Origin of the sequence: Providencia sp. PROV076 (genome assembly GCF_028483405.1) — a bacterium.
In the GTDB taxonomy this organism is placed as follows: domain Bacteria; phylum Pseudomonadota; class Gammaproteobacteria; order Enterobacterales; family Enterobacteriaceae; genus Providencia; species Providencia huaxiensis.
In genome coordinates this window covers 75004-97148 of record NZ_JAMPRR010000024.1, presented here as the reverse complement: position 1 = coordinate 97148, position 22145 = coordinate 75004, and the positions used below count along the sequence as shown (strand labels likewise).

The following is a 22145-nucleotide window of genomic DNA, read 5'->3' as shown; positions in this document are numbered from 1 at the left end:
GTTTAAGAGAGATTAGTGAATATCAGCTAACAACTTCCATGATCCAGAGACCACGACGTTTGTCAGTTTCAAGGTCGCGATAACCAGTCACATTACCCTTGCGATCAAGAACCTGAGCTTTACTGGTGCGCACTTCGGAGTCTTTCCAGAAAACAACAGTGTCACCAATTTTAGCACCAGAATTCTCGACAGCTTTTTTAAGACCAATAGCCCAAACTTTATTTTGCCCTTCGATTTCAACATAGAAGGACATATCGTTTGAACGGTCATTTTTCCAATGAGCCATACCAAAAGAAACCAACTTACCTTCGTGCTCAGTGATAACAGTGCGAGAAGGACGCTTGGCGCTTGAAGTGGTGGAATCATCAGAATCGTCAGACTCATCAAGTTCGTCATCTTCAGTAGAGAAACGAGACATGATTTGAACAGCCAGAACAACAGCTGACAGAGTCAGACAGCCACAGGCAATGATTAAAGGAATAGTGGATTGCACAAATCCAGCCGTGAAAATATAAAAAGCAATGCCAGCTGGCACTACGAACGAAGCGTTCTTAGGACGCCAGAACAACGAGAGGAACATGCCAATATAAACAAAGCCTTGCAATTCGAAAGAAGACATAATATTCACCATAAATTTATATGCGAAGTCCGGCCACAGAGAAACACCCTGAAATGTGAGGATTCAATGGATGTAAACAAAGCGACAGACATCGTAAAAACGAAGTCCGGACACAGACAAAACGCAGGAGTTGAGATAAGAGGAAGTTAACAATTTTTTTGGTTTGGATTGAGATCCAAAAATACCCTTTGCTAGGGCGGCAAGGTGACATGTTTTGTTCAAAGAACAAGAACACGTCAGAGATGCTCTGGCCTGATTTAGGCGTGCGAAACCCGTGAGGAAAGCCAGTTAGGCTACCAGGGGGCGGTGGTATATTCACACCGAAGTTACGGGTTCGCGTTTGAAGTTATGCTGAGAAGAGAGTAGGCCATCAGCTAGGCTGTTACAAAAGCCTACTTCAGATAACCAGTCAAATCAAGAACTGTTTTTCTTCCGCGAAATGCTGGCCTTTTCCCATGACTTGACCGTTTTCGTATGACTAAATAGTCAGGCTTAAATGCGACTAAATGTGAGGATAAATCATGGCAACTACAGAGAAGGCTAAAGTGACTGATAACGCAAAGCAGGGTCAAATCAAACGTAACAACCGTGGCAACCGTACACGTTCGCCGGAGCCTACGCAAAACAAAGGGCAGGCACCTACACGCGAACGCCGCGAATACTCTAACCCGGAGATCACCGTACCGTTCCAGCTGCAAACGCAAGAAGGTATTCGCATGCAGCAACGCCACTACAATTTGATGTCAAAGGCGCTGTTTAATCTGACCATTAACAGCACCGGACTGGAACGCCTCGGTGTAAAAGGGGCGATTGACCGCACCAAAAAAGCCGTGAGTGAAATCCTGGCGGGACCAGAAAAAGAAATTAGCTTCGGCATTTCAACGCTGACTAAAGTTCTTGAAGAGGCCGAGGCTTCTGGAACGAGTCGTATTGAAGAGGTTTCGTATACGGCCCCGCGCGACTACAGCATTCGAGTACGTACTCCTGATGCCATGCGTGTAGTGCGTTTGTTCCGTAGCTTCGATGAGCTGATAACGCTGCTTGATCGCTTGTGGTTGAACAACCTGTTTAATCAGGATGAAGTGGATGACTATAAAACCCGCTTGCGCGACAGTATTCGCAACATGGTTAACACCCTTGACCGGCACGCATCGGCCACTGTCGAAGAACTGAACGACAATAATGGCAAGAATGCAGATGTTGCGAGCCCAGCGAACAAAGAGCAAAGCGAAGCTGAAGCCACGCAAACCGAAAGCCATACCGAAGCGTAATTACCCTCTCATCAAGCCCCCTCACCAAGGCAGGCCACCCACCTGCCTTTTCTGTATGCGCTTGCTTGCAATTAGTGAAATATTTGTTAACGTTCTTCGCATCCTCTGTTTGATTTAATTAATAAAATAACAAATAGGTTTCTATGAAGAAGACAGCCATTGCTCTGCTAACTTTTTCCTTGTGCCTTCCTGCCCTAGGTGCAAATACACAGCAACAAAATACAAATCCCCCCCACACGCAAATCACGAACGATCTTGAAAATCTGTATCAAGAAGGTTGGCGGTATTCGAACGAGGGTAAGTTCGACCTCGCAGAACAATCATTTCTTAAAGCTGCCAAACAAAACCATCTTAAATCCCAGGAATCCCTTGCGTTACATTATTACTTCGGAAAAAACGGTAAGGTTAACTATCGGTTAGCAGGATATTGGTTTCACCAGGCCGCAGGTCAAGGCTCTGCCAGGGCGGAATTTACATTAGGAACAATGTATATAGATGGTGCTGGATTTCCCAAAGATGTTGATTTCGGTATTTTTCTGATTAATAAAGCAAAGGTTAAAGGGTATAAGCCAGCTGAAGAATACATAATCGCTTTTGAAAAATTGAAAGATTCATGCAGACAAAGTTCTTCAAAAGAATGTGATATTACGGTAACTCCACAAATAGGGTGGTAATAAAAAACCCTTGTAGATATACAAGGGTCTGATTCAATCAAAACTGCGAGTTAAATAGTTCGGCAGCAATCCATCCATTGATAGATCATGTATGTTGAATCTTGGCCTTTTCCTGTGGGGTAGCGATACATTCCACCTTGCCACTGATATGGGGATTCACCGACTTCATGGCCTTCTTTGGTTTCAGGTGTCGGACTGAACATATTCAGTTTGTATTGCTGCTTAGGTAAGGTCGGGTAGATCTTTGACCGGCAGACTGTATCATTCCCCATAGTCCGGTAAGCCAAACCACGACGGTGTTCAACAGCAAGCTCGCGAATACCGGCCAAGCTGGTTGTTCGAGTCGTGTCCATACTGCGCACCGATCCCGTCAATGGGTATTGCCCTCCCCAAGAGCCCGCACACCACCAAAGCGAGTCCATTGGTTGTTTCCCCGCGAATTGAGCCGCTGCCTCTAATGCACAAGCTTGCTGTGCCACGACGTTTGCAACCGCAGCCGATTCCGGGTTCTGGAAGAAAGCCAAAGCTGTGTTGTTCCAGGTTGGGTCAATCTCAGAGAAACTAACCACATCAAAGTCACTGTACGGGTCAGCAGTACATTGCCCCGGCAAATACAGGTCAAGCATACGCAACAGAGGAAGAGCGTACATGTGGGCGTTATAGAAGCTGATTGAAAACTTATTACGTCGCTCTTCATCACCGCCGTCGGTTTGGATGCCGTACTGAAGGTTATTGCCGAGGTTAAGGTTAACCCCTCCCAGCGAAGACATGCAGCCTGGCGTGCGTGTCAGTTCGATGATTTTGCGGGGCTCCCACATAGCTGTCAGCACGCCTGGGTGATACACCCCAAGACCGTCTTGGCAAGCACACGCCATACCACTAGCGGCATTGTCTGGCACTTTACCGGAGGGGCCCATTGTAATTCCTGCAACCTTGATTGGGAAAATACACCCCCAGCATACGTCGGTAAAAAGCTTGAAGGAAAGAAGTTGATTATCACGGCATACCTCATTCACCGCAGGCGCAGTCTCGGCTGTTTTATCAGCCATTGCATTGCCTGCAAAGCATAAGGAAACAGCCGTGGCAGCGATTAGGTGCAAACTGAATGATTTTAATTTTTTGTGTAAGGATTTCATTTTGCCACCTTATTAGCATAGTTGGCTTCAGGGTACTCATTGATGATGAATACTTTTCTGTCAGCAGTGACGATACTGGGTACCGCTTCAATACCAAAGCGCTCAGACATACCTGGCTGGATCATGTAGAGTCGGGCTTTCTCACCGTAATGCTGCGCTGCATCTTTGAACGTATCCCAGCCATCACCGTATACGTTCGTTGTGATCAGAATGGGATTGATGCCTGGCTCCGTGTTTTCGTACTCATGGCGCGCAAAGTCACGCTGCCACGGCACGCTGGCATCAAACACTATCAGCTTCTGGCCGAACGGAATCACATCTAACGGATTCACCTTTCCTTTTTTAGCGACGACAACCCCTTCAGGCGTGACAATATCTTGGGGAATGATTACCGTAGGATCGATGGTGTGGGTTGCGCGCTTCTTAACTGTCGGGAACACTTCAAATTCCTGGCGCTGGCGAGGCCAATAGTTGTTCAAAGCGTCTTTTTTCATTTGCTCAAAGTCGAGATTTTTAACCCCTTCTTCAATCATGTCCAGCAGGCTGCGCTCCACGACTTCTTTCGTAGGGCCTGCGGTACCCAGCTTACCGGTTTTACCCTTCAGGAAGTCGATATTCGAGATGCCAGATACGCTGGCTACAAACTCACCATCTTTCTCATGGATGATGGTTGGAACTGCGGTAACGGCATTATCTTTGAAGATGACCGGATCCAGATTAACTGTCACTTCTGCACCGGAGTCGAGCACCAGCTGTTGCCAGCGAGTGAGTTCGTCCATTAATTTTGCTTTATCAGTAACGCCACGAATAACCAACGAGACATCCCTGCGGCCATCGTAGTCGGTCATCATGTCTTTAATTTCCTTATCAGACAGTGATGCAGAAACTAGCACATAGTAAAAATCACCGGCCATTTTGTTTTGTTTACCGTCCGCAACGTCAGCATCTGCAATTGCGCCAGTGACAGTGTCACTTATCATTTCATTGTCAGTACGCGTTTCTGGCATTTTTCGAAGCATTTCGCGGTTATTTTCACGCGCTGACTTTGCATTAGCTTCTTCATTTTTTTGTTGCTCTCTTGCTACACGGATGAGGCTATCAATATCGGCCTTCTCATTATCCGTTACCTCAGCAGGGCGAGAGGGTAAATCCGTCAAAGGCAGTGATGCCGCACTGACAGAATAGGCCATGCTACTAAACACGGCCAATGCGATGAGAGCTTTGCGAAACTTCGTGACTTTTAGTTGGATTACCATATCGGGTAGGCCCTTCCTATGATTTGTGTTTCCGGCACCGATCCCCAGTAGCGAGAGTCGAAGCTGAGTTTTGTTCGGCCCATAAGCCAGATCCGACCCTCAGGGATAACTCCATTGCGAGTAAGTTCTTGAGGGGTGTGACCTGATTCTGTGGCAAGCGCTAGGCCTTCACCGACCATCGAACCATTTACTGTGGTCTCTTCATCATTCACAGAGATGGCATCCCCACCGACCCCGTCCACCATTTTGATGCCTTTCCCTGACTCACCCATGTATTTCGAACTGAAAGCAAAGGTAGTGCCTTTAACGGGGGTAGTGTCGTGCTTATCTACCAGATAAATACGGTAAGGGGGTAAGCACTGGTTATTTTGAGGGTCAATACCAATTTCGAAACGATGCAACACGTAATAACTTGATGGCGCAGAGATCGCCCCCACCAGCAACATCAGCAAAGCATGTTTTTTCCACGGTCGCTTTTGCTTATAAATCTTCTTCCAAAGTGAGTTCGCTGCGGCCATGACCACGATACCCCCGGTTAGTTGCCTGACGAAGAAACTGTTTGCGGGATCTGCATATAGGCAGGATATTTGTATAGAGCGGACTCATTGAGGACCATGTAGCCAGCTTTCGCCATTGCCTCGGCGCGCGCATGAACCAGTTTGATTTGAGGGTCGCTGAGAACCTTTCCATTTGCCCCGGTATAACTAACCACAGCAATGTAGTCAGTTGGTGCAGCGGGAGGGACGAACCGCCCATAAAGGGCGGCTCCCAGAAACCCGCAGAGTAATGAAACAGCTGCGGTCTTAATCATGCGGCTATACCTCGTTGTCGTTCTTCAAGAATTGAATTGATGGCATCCTGGGTGGACATGCCCTGTGCTTTACGTTTTCTGATAGCTGCCACGTCATCCGGCGCTGTCGAGTACAGCAGCATGGAGAACGGATCCACAATCAACCGGCTAATCCCCTGACCGGATTTGGAGATAACGTAAATTTCGGAGTAAACCCCTCGGCTTGAACGCACCGTTTTCAAGAAACGGTACCCTGCATCATCCAGTGCTAAGCGCTGGTGGTGCTGAGCTTCGTTGATCGCAGATTCACTCTGACCCAGTAACAGCATAAACGCAGAGTTGTCGGCGATAGATTTTCCGACGCTATCTTTGTAAATATCGTTAATGGATTGCGTGATCGTAATGGCAGCGCCGTTGTATTTACGGAAGCGGCGGTAACCTTTTTCAATGAACGCGCCGATGTTTCCTTTGAGTAAAGCCCAGGCTTCATCGATAACCACGATTTTCATCTGGCCGCGATCGCCCATAAACATGTCTTGCTGGATTTGGTAAATCAGCTGTAACAGCACAACCTGCTTCAGGTGCTCAGAGCTTTCCAGGCGCGACAGTTCCAGAACCGTAAACGGGTTACGGAAGTCAATGTTGTTTTTGCCTACGAAGAACTTGCCGTACTGACCCCGGCTGGTGAATGGGTACAATTGGTGCCCCAAACGTTTAATGTCGTTCTCTTCATCCGCCAGAAGTGATTCCGCAACCATATCAACGGTAGTCTCTTTACCGTGCTTGCGAACGAGATTGGCAACGTGTTCTTTCATACGAGCTTCTTCGAAGTCGTTCAGACCAGCCTTAGGCGCAGCCATCACAGATAGGAGACCGATAATCAGGTCTTCTTCACCGCCGTCTTCGTTATCCGGGTTTTCACCGAAGTAGTCTTCAATCAGTTCAAAGAAGTTGAGACATGGCTTCTTATCCGGATGGAAGTCCAGGTAGTCCCCGTTGTAGGTCTCACAAATGTTTTTGTACGAGTCCCCTACGTCGATACACCACACCTTCGCTCCCAGACTGCGATAAGCGGTAATAATGTAGTTGGTTAAGAACGACTTACCAGAACCGGACTCTGCCGCAATACAGGCGTTGTAGTTTGTATCAGAGTCGAACAGGTCGAGCATCTGCACCTGCCCCGATCGGGAAGTCAGCATTAACGCCGGGTTACTGGTACCTTGCCAGTCAGCGTAAAGTGGTGAGATAACCAAAGCTTCACTCAGTGCCAGCGTGCGGTAACGGCCCATTGATTTCTCAGCACCAGCCTCGTTGAACATAGGCAGGGACGAGAGGAAAATAGGCGCAACAAAGTAGCTATCCGGGATCATTTTGAATTGATAGGTGTTGAGGTAGCTGGCCGCTTCCTGGCTAGCACGGAATACACCGTCTTTGGAGTTTGAGAAGATAGTCACTGTGAATTTGGCTTTACAAATTGGCTCGCCGTTGTCCAGCTTGTCACTCAGCAGGTCGTAACCTTCTCGGATAGTTTTCAACGATGGGATCCATTTCACCATTGGCCCATCGGTTTGCTGCACGATCCAGTTACGCTTTTGCGTGAACTTGGTCTTCGCGTTTTGCTGGTCGAAGAAGATCATGCTCATGGAGATAATGCAGGACGATTTAATACCAGTAGCGCCGCTCATCATATCGCCGAGGAAATATTGAGCTTGCCCAGGGAAAAACCGCTTAGGTAGTTTTTTGGCGCTTAATGTGCGCACAAATGTTGTGCCTGTGTGACGCTCACCTCGCTGGTCTTCGTCTTCTGGATTGCCGAAGGCACAGTATTTATTGCGAATGAAGAACTCTCGGTCAGGGTCAACCAGTTGCTCAGAGATCATCAAATCGTCTTGCACTTGTAGCGGATTACGGTCACGCCACGAAGCAGTTTCCCCCTGATTTAAAATGGAAGAAAGCACATCGATGTAACGGTCGCGCGTCAGTGTAGCAGGGCACAAGCCCATGATCCCCAGCGTGGTGTCAAACGTGTTGCGGAATTCAGAAATCAGGTTGAATTCTTCTTCTCGCATGTCGTATTCGTTTTTCACCGGCACCTTCACCGTGATCAGCAACAAACAGTTGCGGACACGGGTACCCGTACCCTTCATAGGATAGTCGGTGCTGTGAAGCAGAAACTTAGAACGGTTGTAGATTGCATCGCGCAATACTTCGTCATCACAGTCCATGCGCAGAACGTCCATCTGGTTAATTTTGCCAACGATATTCGGGCTGGCAATCAGGTCGAACTGCACAATGGTTTTCGCCGGGAAATTTGAGGACAGCAATGTTTGTAATTGCTGCATCTCTTTACCGCTGGTACCGGATAAGGGACGGCAAAGGAAGCCGAAACCGATATATTTATTGTCACATAGGAAAATGTGGTTTTTCTCATCGTATGCCCGAACCGGGCACACATCTGAGAAGCGTTTGATAGACTTCAAACGCTGTATGATGATTGATTCGCTCATTCTAACCCCACAGAAAGAAGAACTTATTGACCAGCCAGGAAGGCTTTCAGACCTTGTTTTGGTGCGCCGATGCTGAAAGCACCGTCGTCTCGAATGATGAATGGCACCATACTGACGCCTAACACCTGAGCGGTGATTGTGCGGCGTGCCAATGCCTGCATATCACAGTCTTTAACCTGGTCAAATTTGGTTTTTTCATGCGCGATAATAGCGCGGTCGGCACGGTAGCGATCTGAAGCACAGTACAGCTCTTTGTTACGGATTTGGCTTGGCTCGCCGAGGGCACCCAGGGACAGAACGTTAACGGTGTATTCGTGCGGGTCTAGGTCAGCCAGCTGATTAAGGGCTGCGGCACAATGCACGCAGTTCGGGTCAGTGAATAGAATGACTTTTTTAGGTCCGTCGCCCCAAACGGCAGGTTGAAGATCAGCGATGTTCAGTTTCAGCTCTTTGATCGGAATGATGCTGGCATACTTGGTGATCTCATCAAGTGTGGTCAGGTCTTTCTTGGCCCAAGTGTCGTACATGGTGCCTTTGAACAGGTACCGGCCATTTGACGACAGCAGGTTGACTTTGCCGTCAACTTCCAGCGCGATAATGCCGTTGGTTGGCACAACGAAGCGCTTGACGTCTTTGCTTTCCTTCGGCGCGTTCATGAAGGCTTTGTTGTTAAACACAGTATCAGCGTTCACATCTGCACCGGCAAAAGCGGAAGCGGCGAAGCTGGCGGACAGAATCAGGGATAATACTTTCTTGCGTAGCGTCATTGGAGTGCTCCTGTGAATGAGGCTACATTTTCAATGGTGAAAAGGCGGATTAACAGCGAAAAGGCCAGCAAAACGAGGTCAAAAAACAGCGTTCTCTTTAAGGGGGATTTTTGCAGGATTAGAAAAAGGTAAGGCCGTTCGAGGGGGAACGGCCTTGCGCATGAATCCATTTACCAATATGTCTGAGTGGGGTTTATCCAATGCGAGGGGTAAGTCACACATCGAATGTCAGCATTGGCAAAATGCGGTATGGTTACCATGCGTCTGTAATTTTAATCACAATCCTTATAAATAGCAATGAGACCCTAAATGAAAGAAAGCCGCACTAGGCGGCTTTTATAACACAACTGACTGTATTTGAGGGGGAATATCAAATCATTCAGTTTGCATTAATTTCAATTGGAGCATTATTTGCTCGGTGTTTGAGGGGCTTGTGCCGCCACTGGAGGCGTGCTCATTGGTCGAATAACAGCACTCCGGGTCGATGCATGTGACGCGCCAACTTCCCAGCGGCGAGGTTCAATTTCGGTGTACACATAGCCAGGGACGTTCAGATCACCGTCTGCGGATTCATAAGGGTCAACCAACACACGCATTACCTGTGCCTGAGTACGGATTGGCTGAGGGTTTGCGGTAGCAGCAGGGACAGGTACATAACGACCACCAGTTGCCACACCACCAGCCCCGGCGGTACCTGCAACACTGTTTCGCTTCAGATCTACTGGTTTACCAGACAGCTGTTGTTCCGACACCGCATCAATGCGATCTTGGTAGTCATCACCATCGGTCAGCTGGTGGATGTCGCGGATGTTCATACAAGTGACAGCATTGGGCATACCTTTACAGCCGTATTCTGAATTCCCATCCACCAGCGAACAACCAGACAATGCGGCCAGACCAGTTACTGCGACACAGATTGCTAAAAGACGTTTTTTCCACATAATTAGTGAGTCCCGTTAGAATTGAAAGTGGTAGGCGTTGCTTTGCCATTAGGCTTGACGCGGGTAAATTTCAGCGTTACACCTTTTTGAACGATAAAATCGACACTGCGACCCGGATCGATTTCGATAACAGGGAACAGATCACCGGCCATGTTCATGTAGAAATCGGCCAAGCGTTCTAATGCTCCACCAACACCAGCGATAGCAGCACCTTGAAGGGCTTCGCTGCTCATCACTTGCTCATAAGGCGTGTTGTTTTTCTTACCGCTGTTGTTATCGCGGGTAACGTTGATAGTCGGAATGTTCTGGACGCTAAACAACGATGACGCAGCCTGTAAAAAGCCTGCGGTCAAGGCTTTCGCCAGGTATTGACCTTGCTTGGTAACCAGACGACCACGTACACCAGCCTTACCATCTTCCCCCACTGCATACGCATCGAGTGGAGATTCAAATACAGCACCATCATCACGAATGCAGGTGATCACCTCAGAGCGGAAGTAGCCGCGTTCGGACGACAGCTCGCCAAATCCAGCGGCCAACATGCCACACTCACGCACGTCCGCACGGAAGCGGTTCGGCAGGATGGCGTCTTTCTTGATGCGGATAAGCGCTGGGTAGGGGTCTTTGCGAGCGTTCTGTGACGTCGGTGCATCCATACCTGAAATGAAGACACCACTCAGGATTGAGGTCGCTGGGAGGTAGGTTTGGAATGCTGGATCATCATCAGGATCAGCGGCAGCGACCTCTTTTATGTCCTCATGCACAGAGATAATATCCGGCGTTGCTTGTGGTGCCGCCTTACCGTCTTTACCTTTGGCGTCTTTATCCGCAGCAAAATCAGCGGGGTTCGGCTGCTGGGTGTTTTCGTACACTCGTTGGAGCGTGCCGTCGTTATTCAGGTTTTCGTGAACACTGTCCGACGTTAACTTCTCTACACCTTGCTTAGCATTATTATCGCCGCTGTAGACGTCTTTTGACCGAACTGATTTGGAGTAAGGCAATACGGTAGAGCCTTCAGCAACACGTTTTTTCAGCTTTTCTTGTTCAATACGGTCGGTGCGTTGTTGTTGCTCAATGGCGATCAGGCGCTTGTTGATTTCGTCAACGTTAATGGATTTTTTCAAATCCGTGATGTTTGAGTTTTGCTTTTCAATCGCTTCCCCTAAAGCGCGCAGGCGAGCAGCGATCGCGTTCTGGCTAACCCCCTGGGTGTCAGTGTCAGTCAATACACTGGAAATAACTTGCTCTGATGGCCCGCGCGCCGCAGGTGTGCGCGATTCAGGCATCAGCAGGAGGATAGCTGGGATCAGTACAACAAACGTACCCCCCAACACAAAAAGACGTTTTTTCTTGGCGTCCAGCGTGTCCCAGCGTTCTTTCAATTTACTCATCTTTTTATTACTCCGCTAATTTAGGACGTACAGAATCATCAACCTGTGCCTGCTGTGACTGATTGCGAATGACAAAGTAGGCTTCAGTCTTTTGGCCCGGCTGGAGCGTGTTCCGGCTCCAGAGTGCGCGCGCGGCGAGGTTAGGGTGAGTGCAAAGTGACTCGTCTACCGTGATGGTAGAAGCGCCGGTATTCTGCGCAACGCCCACGATGACACTGAACTGACTGCCCTGAATATATTGGCCGCCAGCAAAGCTGTATTTGATATTGTCCTGCGCTGTACCTGTGCTGAAGTTACAGTTTGGAATGCTATGACCAGAGCCTAAATTGCCCATTGCATAGCCAGGAGGAATATCGCCCAACGCAACAGCCCGAAGAATGTTTCGGATCGTTTCGACGTAGTTGTCTTTCTGCTCCCATTTACGAGCTTTGGCTTCGTTACCGCCGTACATCACCCCTGCTGACTGCGCATGCCCCGCTCCGGCCGGAGCATTACCGACTTTACGCGAAAGCATTAACGAAGCTTGTACTGGTGCAATCTTTTGCGGAACCAGAGACAAAGACAGCGCGACACTTTCGTCACCTTTTTCGCTGATATACAGTGCGACCGGATTGGTTGAGGTCGTTGAAACATAGATCACATTGCCTTGTACGCTGACTTTTACGTCAGTCAGTTGCAAGCGCTGCACTGTTGGTCTCTCGAACGGCGTCACGATACGGTTAAGCTGGCCGAGAGAAATCGGGATCAGGGTATTTACGCCGGGCTCTACAATCAGATCCTGGCGAGAAGGGATGACATCATCAGTTAATCGGACAGGCTGAACAATGGCGTTAGGGACCGGTTGGACGTTAATGCCGTCTACGGCAGGATTATCACTGGAACTGGCATTGGTTGATGCGCCCGCAGTTGCTGTGTGATTACCTTTTTTCGATGCAACGACAACAGGCTCTTCAGATGCATAGTCCCCAGAACGCTGGAGTACGACGCCGTTATCGACTGACAGTGTATTGCTATTAACGTCAAGGCCATTCGCAATGGATGGCCCGGCGGTGATTGACGCAATCATCAGCGCCAATATTTTAACGTGTTTACTATTCAACATTTGTTCCCCCGAACAGTGACAGACGCAATACACAGGAAGTTACCGCGACGGTTTTGTTAATGCTGCTCACTTTGTTTACCTAGCTTTTACGTCATCGTAAAAGCGCTCAATGTGGTTATAACCCGCACGAGGCGGGTGACGAAATTTACGGGACAGTGTTCCCTGGATTTATTTGTCGCCTTTTTTGTCGCTCGGCAATTCGGCTTTACCTTGCTTGATGTTGATAAAGGTCAGCACAGGTCGGTAACCTTTCACATCAATTGTCATTTGGAACGTAACGGGCTTCACGATAGGGTTACCGGCGATCCCTTCAAGACCTTGACTGCCTTCTACGAAGTAGGTGCCAGGGGCTTTGGGGTCGTGGTATACGCGAGTCGGTGTAAAGCTCAGACTGATACGATCACGCTTAATCTGGTCAATCTGGTCATCAATGCGCTTCATGACTTGCGTGTAAATACCCGCATCCAGGAATGGGCCGATAGATTTCTTCAGCATGTCCACTGACTCAGGTGTTGCGTTACCCATAGAGTTAGCCAAATAGATAGCCCATGCCTGCATGTAAGGCTGTCCGGCCGTCTTTTCATCTAACCAAGTGGTTTCGGTCAGGTTGGGTGGAACAATGGTCACGATCTGTGAACGGTTCATTAATGTGCTGGAGAGAATGCCGATGCAGATAATCGAAACAACCAACACCAGTTTCAGCGTGGTGTTTTCGCCTTTCATGTTCAGCAAACCCTTTTTAAAATCTTTGCTCTTCATACAATAAATTCCCGGTCGAATGCGTTAGGTACAATGGTGCTTTTCCCGACAGAAACACCGAACTTCCAGTAACACAGATGCAGAAAGTATTTTTCTGACGCCTTTTGCAGAAAGCTGCCATAGAACCGAGTGATCACGATGCCGATGAGTGACATCGTAAAGATACGGCCCGTAAAGACCCCGATACCCAGGAAAACGAAAAATGGCATCGCTTCATCAACGCTCCAGAAGAAGAACTTCGGCGGATCATCGACAGAATGCGAGATGTGGACTGGCTCACTCATTCTTACCCCCAATTATGAATCGAAATACCCGAACCCCTTCGGGTGCTTTAACACAATGCCCGGACTCTTTTACTTCTCACCCCCTTGGGCCAATTGCGCCATCATTTGCATCAGGCCTGTCCCGTTGACCGAGCCTTGCACCATTGCCGATTTATCGCCGTACACCACGATGTTTGCAGGCGTTTGTTGAATATTGAGTCGCGCGGCCTCTTTCACATCTTCCGCAATTTTTGCGCTTGGGCGAGCGGCGTTAACGCACTCAATAATGCGCTGCCCATCCAGCCCATTGTTTTCAGCCAATTTGTCCAATGGCGTTGCCATACCGTGACCGTCGGAGCGGGTATCCGCAAAAATAGCCCGTGCCATCTTATAAAATGCCGGATTTCCACCTTGCTCTGCGGCACATTCAGAGGCGAGAGATTCGGTGCGTGATGCCTGGCCGTGTACCGGAACGTGCTTGAACACCATCGCGATATTGCCGGACGAGGAATCCACCAGATCCATCATTTGCGGGAAATGGGTTTTGCAGTACGGGCATTCAAAATCGGAATACTCAATGACGTAAAACTGTGCGTCAGGATTGCCGTAAATACGCTCACTATCTGTAGACGGCGCGTAAGACTCAGACGGTTTTTTACCGGTACTGAAGCCAATCGAATTTGCCCCTTTAGACTGTTCGTTGACTTTTAGCCCAGAGGCCGCAATATAACGGTCGAACGCTGCTTCCAAATCCCCCCGATTACTGATGACATTGCGCTGCATATCAGCGACAACGGCCAAGTCGTTAAGCAGGCGCGTTTGTTTATCCAACGTGTAGGCGACGAACCCCGAAGTGGCGATCATGACAGCCAATGGAATGCCATAAATGACGCTTTTCAAACCTGTACGCTTAGCCATTAATAACCTCGGGATTGCTGTAATTGTTCAGGGACGTAAACCATGTCAGGTTTCTTTATTGCCCCGCGTTTTTTCATTTCTTCCTGCTGGGCTTGTAGCCGTGGCAACAATACTTCAGCCATTTCACGGTCCATCTTGTCCCGGTCGGTTAAGTAGCTGGACTTGTGGAGGACCGTATTCAACTCGTGGATCTGCTCAGACTTATCAGTAAGCAGAACACCCGCGCCCAGACAGACTGAAAAGGCAATACACAAGAGTCCGGACAGATAGACGTGCTTCAGTTCATTCATAGTTCACCTCGGGGGATAATTTACCATTCCGGTTTTGGCGCTGATAATGAAAAGCACCGCAAAACGCGGTGCTTTTCGGGGGAGGAATTTAGATGCGTTTTGGAAGGTTACTGATGAGCAACGAACTGCCTATTGGGATCATCACAATCATGATGAGGGCACCAATCATCGGCGGTACTGGCAGAGGGACAAACAGTGACAGCAAAATACTGTAAATCCCCCAACCAATCAGCACCATGCTGCGGCGGTTAAGAAACGGTGACGAATAGGCAAACGTGTATCGCTTAGCGTTCCAGCGCATGATCCCAGCAAAGAGAGAGGGAAGTGTGACCACAAGCATGTACGGAAGCCAGTATATATTCAGGGTCAATCGATACACGATCATATAAAACCAGTAATTCAGGTTTTCGGCCATGTTTCGGAAGATGGAAGCGAAAAGGAAAAGTGGACCACCTTGATTTGCCATATCGGATGAATCGAGCTCATAGAAGTCACGCAAGAAGCCATCCACTCCAGTATTTACAAAGAATGAACGGTAGTTTTTGTTGACGTCCGAGATCACTGGTGTGAAATCCGTATCGCCGATCAATCGCTGGCCCCAGGCAACTTCTTTTTTCACGTTCTCGTAAAAATACGAGGCCGGGAAAAACATGGAAATGACGAACAGTATTGCCGTACTGAAGATGATAATCATCTTTATCGTCTGGGGCCATTTCTCTTCGGTTAATTGGTCAAGCATGTAAGATCCTTAATGCGAGTTTATCCGCCACCGCATTAATGAGCTCGCTATTCAGCCTGCGGGGTAACTGACTTGTAGTTGCCAGCTCGTTGAACCCTATTTTTCCGCCAAGGTGCTCGGTGACGAAATTAGCCAACGTAATGAAATAAACCGCCAGGCGTTCCCAGTCATTTAGAGGGCAATCAACCTGTTGGTTATATGCCATCACCGAGGACTGCACCGCATCGGCCACCAGCCCCTTAGTCAGGGTGCTAGGCAGTAAGGAGATGAGTGATTGCGTAATAGGCTCAACACACGGCCACACCAGCGTTAAGCTGTCATACGCGTTGCAATCTTCTTTACGTAAAAAATAGGTTTTCATTTTGATCATGACTTTTTACCCCCAACACGAATACGCGACTTCTCACCCCGAACTTTCTTCTCGTACAGTTTGAGGAACTTCAGGGCTTTCTTACTGGCCTGGTTGAAGGCCTTATCTCCCTTCGGTGACATAATGATGGGCACTTTACCTTTGACGATTTTGTTCGCCTGGTTAATTGCCATAAATTCAAGGTTTGGTAACCAGCCCAGCAACGGAGAAGGGAACAACTCGCCTTCTTCTTCCATAATGCGTTCACTGACCGAACCAGAGATCATTTCAGGGTCAGCACCAGCACTGGAGCCATGCCCGCGCATGACATACTTGAACTTGGTCATTGGTACACGCTTCATGACGGCCTCTTGCGCATCAGGATCGGGGGTACGCAACGCAGTAAAGTGGTTGGTGTTGGTGACGATTTGTTTCATCTTGGCTTCAGACCCCAGGCGCGCCTCAAAGTCGCTGGTGGACTGAGATGAAATAAATAGGCGGAAGCCCGCGCCACGGGTTTTGTTCAACATCTTGATCACTTGATCGTTAATGACCTCAGCAGCTTCGTCGATAAGAACCATCACTGGGGCCAGGTCATCCCCGCGTGGTTTCATAAAGTTGTACACGTCCGCTGACACACTGGTGATGTCTGACAAGAAGATAGAGCCCACCGCCGAACCAGTTTCTGCATCCGCTAAGGAGTCTAGCCCCATGTACAGCATGCCTCCGGTTGTGATGATGTCGCGCACGTTGGAGATAGGGCGGAAGTCATTCAACTGGGATTCATCGTCACTGTCCGGGGATAGTAATTCAGCCATGAAACCCTGAGTCAGCTGGCTGAGGATAGGCATCACGTTGAGGATCATCTTCTGGAAGTGCTCACGCTGGTGGCCGAGCATATCCAGCCCTGCTTCAATGCTTGGGAAGCTGCGGTTTGCTTTGATGTCGTTGCGGTAAATTTCGGCGCAAATATCAGCGATTTCCTTTGGCCCCTTCGCTTTGTTTGCATAACGATCCATGCGCATGGCGAAAATACGGTCAAAGTCATCTTCACCGAGCACCTGACGGCCAATTTTGGTCACTGATTTGATGATGAGATCAGCCAGAGATGATACATCCGACCCCAACTGGGTTTTCACGTTCTTGAGCGTGGGTTTCAATTCGCAGATTTTCATCAGTTCTACGACTGTGGTTAAGGACATGATACCGAACGATACGAACGGGTCACTGGTGCCATCGGCACGCTGGATAACGGATGTAATACGGTTAGCTACTTCACCTGCACGAGTGTAGTTGGTGATCGGAGAAATGCGCGCGGATTTCTCCGGGTGCGCCAGCGACATGTAGTTGAATTTATCTTCGCGGTTCACCAAACGCAGACACATTTCCATCCAGTCAGCCAACTCTTCATCGTTTTTCGGGTCGATGAGAATGAGCGGTTGTTTCTTCAGTGCTGCCTGAAGGATGAGCAACTTATAGTATGTTGTTTTACCTGAACCGGTTGTACCGGTCACCAGGGTATGCAATGACAGCAGATCTTCAGCGACTCGTATCCATTGTTGCTTTTCACCAAGCGCATGGATCCAACCCAAACCCATGAAGTTTTCTGGCACCTTGCTAACGAACTTTTTGATGTCGCGCTTGATGAGTTCGGAGGCTAACTGACCTTCAGGTTGACCCCATTCAAAACCATACCCCAGCAGGTAGCTGTCGGGGAATTTCATCATGACATCAATAACGGATTCCAACTCCATTTTCAGAACGTTAGGCTTTCGCTTTAACCGGCTCTTATGCTTGTAAATATCCCATGCGGAAGGTACGGAACGAGCCGCATAGGCCGCTTGTACCGCAACAGCCAAATAACAAGGAACCGCAGGCATATTGAATGCGGCATTGACCGCCAGTGAGGCAGCAATCCCCACACCCCAGCCTGCAATTTCCAGCGCCTCAAAGTTGGGACGCCAGCGCATGTTATAACTCCACTCACTCATTATCATTCACCATGAAATTTTGAATATTGCTGTTAACGAGGATGTAATCGACACCAGTACGGGTCACGTAGTCGAAATTATCGATCAGTACCTGTTGGAACTGATTTGCGTTGATGTTCAGATCTTGTGCAATACGGCGTTTTTGCAGCGAGGACAAGGCGATCACTGGGTCGCCATTGAACGCAGTTTTATTTGCCCCTTTGGTGGCAATGGCGCGATAGACTTCGGTCATATCCACACTGATGTCGGTCAGGTCAAACGGACTTAGGCTGGCACGATAACGGTGACCTGAAAGCTGGTCGATGTCAGTATTGAGCTCTTTACGCAAGTAGAAACACATTTGCGAACGATGGGTGTAATACTCGCAAGGAGCCTCCATAAACGGATACCAGATCCAATCTGCATCCCGCATCGGTTCGAAGAGTGAGTCCTCAACCCCGTTCTCCAGGATGATGCAGCAGTGGCCGCTTTCATGGAAAAGGGCAGACTGATTCGCGGCCACGTAGGACGCGAGTTTGTCCTTGGCAAGATCTGAGGCATTGCGGAACAATGGGCTTTGGTCTTGGTGCAGTGCAGTCAGTTGTTCGGTACCAAATGCCACCTCGTTATTCTTGTTGTAGCCAAAATCATTTTCCGGGGTCACTGGCGTAAAATTCCCATTGTCCACTTCGTCCTGTACGCGTTGGATTTTTGCTCTTGCATCAGACATAGGGTCGATAGCCGGTTTTTTCTCAACCAGATTCTGTTCGTCATTTTGATACCCATCAGCGACAGCGTGGTTTTTGAGAGTCTCCCACAAAGATAAGGTTTCACGGTCAAACTCTGGCTCCTGATAATGCTCTGGCTCCGACATGATTGGAGGGGGCATTTCGGCAGAGGTATCTTGCTTGCTCAAAACGTCTTTCAGGCTCCGTTGTTGTGGCCCAACTTTGGCTATTTTTGCTTCGGGCGAAGAGGTTTTAACAGGCTGACTTTGTTCAATTGGAGTCTGGAATGCTACCCCTGGTTTTTGATTAGCCAATTCCGCTTGTGCTTTGGCTTTCGCGTCCTGACGGGCATTCACTTTTTCGTAGTCAGCATCAGACAGAAGATTCAAGTGATGCAGTAGCTCGTGGGCGTTATCAGAGGTCACCGGATTCGAGGCTCCAAACATATTATCCAGCGGATTGTCATTCTCATCCGGCAGCAGAGTGCCACCTTTCAGGATTTCAGGATCGACGTCAGCCGGAATGCTGTTTTCACGCGGCTCTTTATTCCCCACGAAAGGACGACTTTCTTTCAGCACAGGGATGTTTTTCCCTTTACTGGTCTGGAATTCACGCCATTCGCTCTCAATTCGGATACGGGAGGAAATAGGCAGCGGCTCCATTGTGTCCACAAACAGAACGTCCGGAGAGATTAGACGCAGGCAACTCAGCGCTACTTTCGGCTCTTTACTGTTACGCGAATCGCGGTCATTCATGATGTGTGGGGCAATTCGCCAATATGCGGTATCTTCGTTTTTATTTACGTTCGGAATGCACAATTTGTAGCTCATCATCAGATCAGCCAGACTGTTGGCCGACTGCGGGATCACTGCACCGGACTTCTTCACGGTGTTGGTGATGTCTTTGACCGCAGTACCCCAAACGATAAACACGCCATAGGTGGTGACCCAAATCGGGTTGCCGGGTTTGTTGGGTTGCCACACTCCTTTCTTAAGTAGGTGGCGCATGGCATCTACGATGCGTTGGACCGCAGGCACACCCGATTGCGTTGCACGTACCGCATCACCGCCGTAGCGTTGCAGGTCGTGGCGGACAGAAATAACGTCAGATTCCTTCACAATTTTAAGGATCTTGTTTTTCATTTCAGGGGCGTTTTCTTCAGTGGCATCCAGGCGAACGGTACTCACGGCCATTGCCCGAGTCAGCTCGTTATAGATGTCGTTGCCTTCGCTCAGCAGGAACTCATGCAGGATTTGCGGCATGATCATCATCATCATGGCGGTGGTGCTGGAGTGGTGCTGCTGGTGGCGCGAGCTCTTCCAAACGAGGAAGTAACGTTCAATTTTATTGGCTTTTGCCCATTCATGGATCGGGGTGCGCCCCGGAGGCCAGTGATAGGTGCCGGATTTGTCCCAGACTTCGTAATCGGTAAACGGCTTGCCAATGTCATGCAGAAGGCCCGCTGTCGCAATCGCAAGACGCCAGGCCAACATGCGGCTGGATTTCACCACGGGCATTTCCATCGAATCGAATTCAATGTTTTTGGCTTTACGGATGCTCTGGAAACATACTTCAAGAGAATGGCGCATCAGTCCACTCTGCGCTCGGTGGTGGTGGTGTTCCGATGCAGGGAACAGCTGCACGAAGTTCGCAAAGCTATCAAGCATCGGCATCATCAGCTGCTCAAATTCGCTATCTCGGATATTCAGTTCGCGTTTAATGGCCTGGATCATATCGGTCTGCTTTTCACGCAGAATGTAGCTTCCCGGTATCAGTGCTGGAAAACCAATTTCGGCAGGCGGGTAGCGCAAAATGTCACCCCGTACAACCATTGAATCCACACCGTCGCGCATAGAGTCGATTTCTTCGAGGGTCTCCAGGGGGATGTTAATCTCGCTCTGTTCCTCATTTTTTTTGCCAAACAGCGTTTTGATGATCTTCAGCATTTAAAGCTCTCCGTTGTAGTGCAAGTACGATAACCCATGACTGGGGGTGTGCAGGAACGAAAAGGCCATCGTTTTGTCGGCTAAAACGGTAACTGGCAATTTTAAAAAAAAGGATAATGTCTGTGCTTTCTAACCGGAGAAGAAGTGATGAAAACCCGTAAACGTTTCGCATTGCCATTGTTGGCAACCTTAGTCATAGCCACCTTGACCGGGTGTGCAGCGGATGAACCAAAGGCCCCTGAACGCACCTATGTTGATGAAACGCAGGTGACGGTGGTCAAGGCGACTTACCCTGAAGGCTATGAGTTTTCAGAGTCTTACTACAGCACTGAACGTGGCGGTGCTGCACTGCGCCACCCAGGCTATGAGCATACGCTTGTGAGCCCATATGCCGTTCATGACCAAACGGGTAAGCGGTATGTTGCACACGATCTGGACACCCAGATTTTACTGACCAGTGTATCCAGCAGTGCCTATGCTAACGGCCCGCGCGGGACATTTACTCAGTCACCCAGGTTCTGCGATGAAAATTCGTTCATGCTGCCGAACAATAAGCAAACTGCCAAACGTGGCGAGTACCTGCAAATTAAAGAGCGTTATTGCTCTACACCAGGTTACCGTCTGAGCCAGCATGAAATTGACGTGCTGACCCGTGGCGAACCGGAAGAACTGCGTCAGTATCGACTCAAGATGTATGTCGATAACCAGTTCACCAAATTTTAAGTGACTAATTAATTCTTAAGTGGGGTAAGAAAATAATGTCCAAGCAAGTCAATAAAATTCAAGTCGTTGGGCCAATTGCAATTGGCGTGATGATTGCTGTGTCAATGGGCGCAAGTCTTTACACTGCCGTGCAAACGAGCGCCATCAAGACCAAACTTAACGCGCTTCAATCGCAGGTGGTTGAAGTCGAAAACTTTAGCAAAAGCATATCCGCAAGTGTTGAGGGGCACTTTGCGCAGTTGGCTAAATCCGGTGGTGGTGGCGTTGGTGCTAACGGTGATGTTAAGTCGGCGGTACAAGCTGCGTTAGCCGGTTTGGAGGAAGATAAGCTGGCAGAGAAACGCGCTGAACTATACAAAGGCTGGGAACAGGTCAGTGTCAACAAAGACGGGCGCTACATCTACGGTAATCCGGACGCACGATTCACGCTGGTGAATTATGAAGACCTGGAATGTCCGTTCTGTAAGCAGTTCCATAAGACGCCGAAATATCTGGTCGATACGGCCAATAATGGCGCGGTGAACTGGGAATGGCGTCACTTCAACCTGGCTTTTCATGAGCCAATGGCAACCAAAGCGGCAATGACAGCAGAGTGCGTGGCAGAGCAAAAAGGACCGAAAGGCTTCTGGGGTGCGACCAACTACTGGTTTGAGCACACGCAGGGCAATGGCAAAGGCTTTGAAGACAGCGCAGGCATCCCTGCATTGTTTGAGCTGGATAAAGCAGCGTTTGACACCTGTATGCAGGATCCGAAAATCATCCAGCGCATCAAGCGTGATATGGATGCCGGTACCAAAGACGGCGTAAACGGGACGCCAACTACCATCGTGATCGACAACAAAACCGGTGAACGTGAAAGCATTGTCGGCGCGAGACCATTCGCAGGCTTCGTTGACGTCATTGAGCGAATGGTGAAAGGTGGTTTAGAGAAAGCTCCCGCACCGGCACAGGCCAAAAAATAAATGTTGATGCCCGGTTTCGCCGGGCATTTTTTAATGTTCATTGA

22 protein-coding genes are annotated in these 22145 nt (G+C 49.0%); 4 read left to right on the top strand and 18 right to left on the bottom strand.

Features of this window, described 5'->3' with window-relative positions; translation table 11 throughout:
• Positions 1 to 22 precede the first annotated feature (22 nt).
• Complete coding sequence (locus PSF67_RS15840; RefSeq protein WP_162762202.1) at positions 23 to 493, bottom strand: hypothetical protein; 471 nt, start codon at positions 491 to 493, stop codon at positions 23 to 25.
• A gap of 647 nt (positions 494 to 1140) precedes the next feature.
• Between PSF67_RS15840 and PSF67_RS15835 the strand changes: the two genes are divergently transcribed.
• Together PSF67_RS15835 and PSF67_RS15830 are read left to right on the top strand one after the other, a co-directional pair.
• Positions 1141 to 1890, top strand: coding sequence for an AcaB family transcriptional regulator (locus PSF67_RS15835; protein WP_052219379.1), 750 nt, complete (start codon positions 1141 to 1143; stop codon positions 1888 to 1890).
• A 143-nt stretch (positions 1891 to 2033) separates the two neighbouring features.
• Positions 2034 to 2564, top strand: coding sequence for a tetratricopeptide repeat protein (locus tag PSF67_RS15830; RefSeq protein WP_042847238.1), 531 nt, complete (start codon positions 2034 to 2036; stop codon positions 2562 to 2564).
• Between the two features lie 50 nt (positions 2565 to 2614).
• Here PSF67_RS15830 and PSF67_RS15825 read toward each other — a convergent pair whose 3' ends face one another.
• The 17 genes from PSF67_RS15825 to mobH form a co-directional block, all read right to left on the bottom strand.
• Entirely contained in the window at positions 2615 to 3700 is a 1086-nt protein-coding gene (locus PSF67_RS15825; protein WP_226617178.1) for a TraU family protein, read from the bottom strand.
• Positions 3697 to 4956, bottom strand: a complete 1260-nt coding sequence (locus tag PSF67_RS15820) for a TrbC family F-type conjugative pilus assembly protein (protein ID WP_173424828.1) — start codon at positions 4954 to 4956, stop codon at positions 3697 to 3699. Before PSF67_RS15820 ends, PSF67_RS15825 begins: the two co-directional genes overlap by 4 nt.
• Positions 4950 to 5402, bottom strand: coding sequence for a signal peptidase I (gene lepB / locus PSF67_RS15815; RefSeq protein WP_226617185.1), 453 nt, complete (start codon positions 5400 to 5402; stop codon positions 4950 to 4952). Before lepB ends, PSF67_RS15820 begins: the two co-directional genes overlap by 7 nt.
• An 89-nt stretch (positions 5403 to 5491) precedes the next feature.
• Complete coding sequence (locus PSF67_RS15810; RefSeq protein ID WP_042847240.1) at positions 5492 to 5767, bottom strand: hypothetical protein; 276 nt, start codon at positions 5765 to 5767, stop codon at positions 5492 to 5494.
• Positions 5764 to 8253: a type IV secretion system protein TraC gene (gene traC, locus PSF67_RS15805; protein ID WP_042847241.1), complete on the bottom strand. Its 2490-nt coding sequence runs from the start codon at positions 8251 to 8253 to the stop codon at positions 5764 to 5766. Before traC ends, PSF67_RS15810 begins: the two co-directional genes overlap by 4 nt.
• Positions 8254 to 8276: 23 nt before the next feature.
• Positions 8277 to 9020, bottom strand: a complete 744-nt coding sequence (locus PSF67_RS15800) for a DsbC family protein (protein WP_042847243.1) — start codon at positions 9018 to 9020, stop codon at positions 8277 to 8279.
• 407 nt (positions 9021 to 9427) lie between these two features.
• Entirely contained in the window at positions 9428 to 9961 is a 534-nt protein-coding gene (gene traV, locus PSF67_RS15795; protein ID WP_042847246.1) for a type IV conjugative transfer system lipoprotein TraV, read from the bottom strand.
• A 2-nt stretch (positions 9962 to 9963) separates the two neighbouring features.
• On the bottom strand, positions 9964 to 11352 hold the full coding sequence (locus PSF67_RS15790; RefSeq protein WP_052219380.1) for a TrbI/VirB10 family protein: 1389 nt from the start codon (positions 11350 to 11352) through the stop codon (positions 9964 to 9966).
• Between the two features lie 7 nt (positions 11353 to 11359).
• Complete coding sequence (locus PSF67_RS15785; protein ID WP_237072360.1) at positions 11360 to 12454, bottom strand: TraK domain-containing protein; 1095 nt, start codon at positions 12452 to 12454, stop codon at positions 11360 to 11362.
• Positions 12455 to 12622: 168 nt separating this feature from the next.
• Positions 12623 to 13213, bottom strand: coding sequence for a TraE/TraK family type IV conjugative transfer system protein (locus PSF67_RS15780; RefSeq protein ID WP_052219381.1), 591 nt, complete (start codon positions 13211 to 13213; stop codon positions 12623 to 12625).
• Complete coding sequence (gene traL, locus PSF67_RS15775) at positions 13210 to 13497, bottom strand: type IV conjugative transfer system protein TraL (RefSeq protein WP_237072359.1); 288 nt, start codon at positions 13495 to 13497, stop codon at positions 13210 to 13212. The genes PSF67_RS15780 and traL overlap by 4 nt, the downstream gene beginning before the upstream one ends.
• 69 nt (positions 13498 to 13566) lie before the next feature.
• The gene (locus PSF67_RS15770; RefSeq protein WP_042847254.1) at positions 13567 to 14394 is read right to left on the bottom strand and encodes a DsbA family protein; all 828 of its coding nucleotides are present in this window, start codon (positions 14392 to 14394) and stop codon (positions 13567 to 13569) included.
• Positions 14394 to 14684 (bottom strand): hypothetical protein, encoded by a 291-nt coding sequence (locus PSF67_RS15765; protein WP_042847256.1) that lies wholly within the window; start codon positions 14682 to 14684, stop codon positions 14394 to 14396. Before PSF67_RS15765 ends, PSF67_RS15770 begins: the two co-directional genes overlap by 1 nt.
• A gap of 88 nt (positions 14685 to 14772) precedes the next feature.
• Entirely contained in the window at positions 14773 to 15423 is a 651-nt protein-coding gene (locus tag PSF67_RS15760; protein ID WP_042847258.1) for a DUF4400 domain-containing protein, read from the bottom strand.
• Positions 15416 to 15793, bottom strand: a complete 378-nt coding sequence (locus PSF67_RS15755) for a hypothetical protein (RefSeq protein WP_052219382.1) — start codon at positions 15791 to 15793, stop codon at positions 15416 to 15418. Before PSF67_RS15755 ends, PSF67_RS15760 begins: the two co-directional genes overlap by 8 nt.
• A complete protein-coding gene (traD, locus tag PSF67_RS15750) occupies positions 15790 to 17742 on the bottom strand; it encodes a conjugative transfer system coupling protein TraD (RefSeq protein WP_226617175.1) in 1953 nt (650 codons plus the stop codon). Before traD ends, PSF67_RS15755 begins: the two co-directional genes overlap by 4 nt.
• 13 nt (positions 17743 to 17755) lie before the next feature.
• The gene (gene mobH / locus PSF67_RS15745; protein WP_191901256.1) at positions 17756 to 20416 is read right to left on the bottom strand and encodes a MobH family relaxase; all 2661 of its coding nucleotides are present in this window, start codon (positions 20414 to 20416) and stop codon (positions 17756 to 17758) included.
• Between the two features lie 147 nt (positions 20417 to 20563).
• Here mobH and PSF67_RS15740 point away from each other — a divergent pair, with 147 nt between their 5' ends.
• On the top strand, positions 20564 to 21139 hold the full coding sequence (locus tag PSF67_RS15740; protein ID WP_042847265.1) for a hypothetical protein: 576 nt from the start codon (positions 20564 to 20566) through the stop codon (positions 21137 to 21139).
• 35 nt (positions 21140 to 21174) lie between these two features.
• The gene (locus PSF67_RS15735) at positions 21175 to 22101 is read left to right on the top strand and encodes a thioredoxin domain-containing protein (RefSeq protein ID WP_052219383.1); all 927 of its coding nucleotides are present in this window, start codon (positions 21175 to 21177) and stop codon (positions 22099 to 22101) included.
• Positions 22102 to 22145 lie beyond the last annotated feature (44 nt).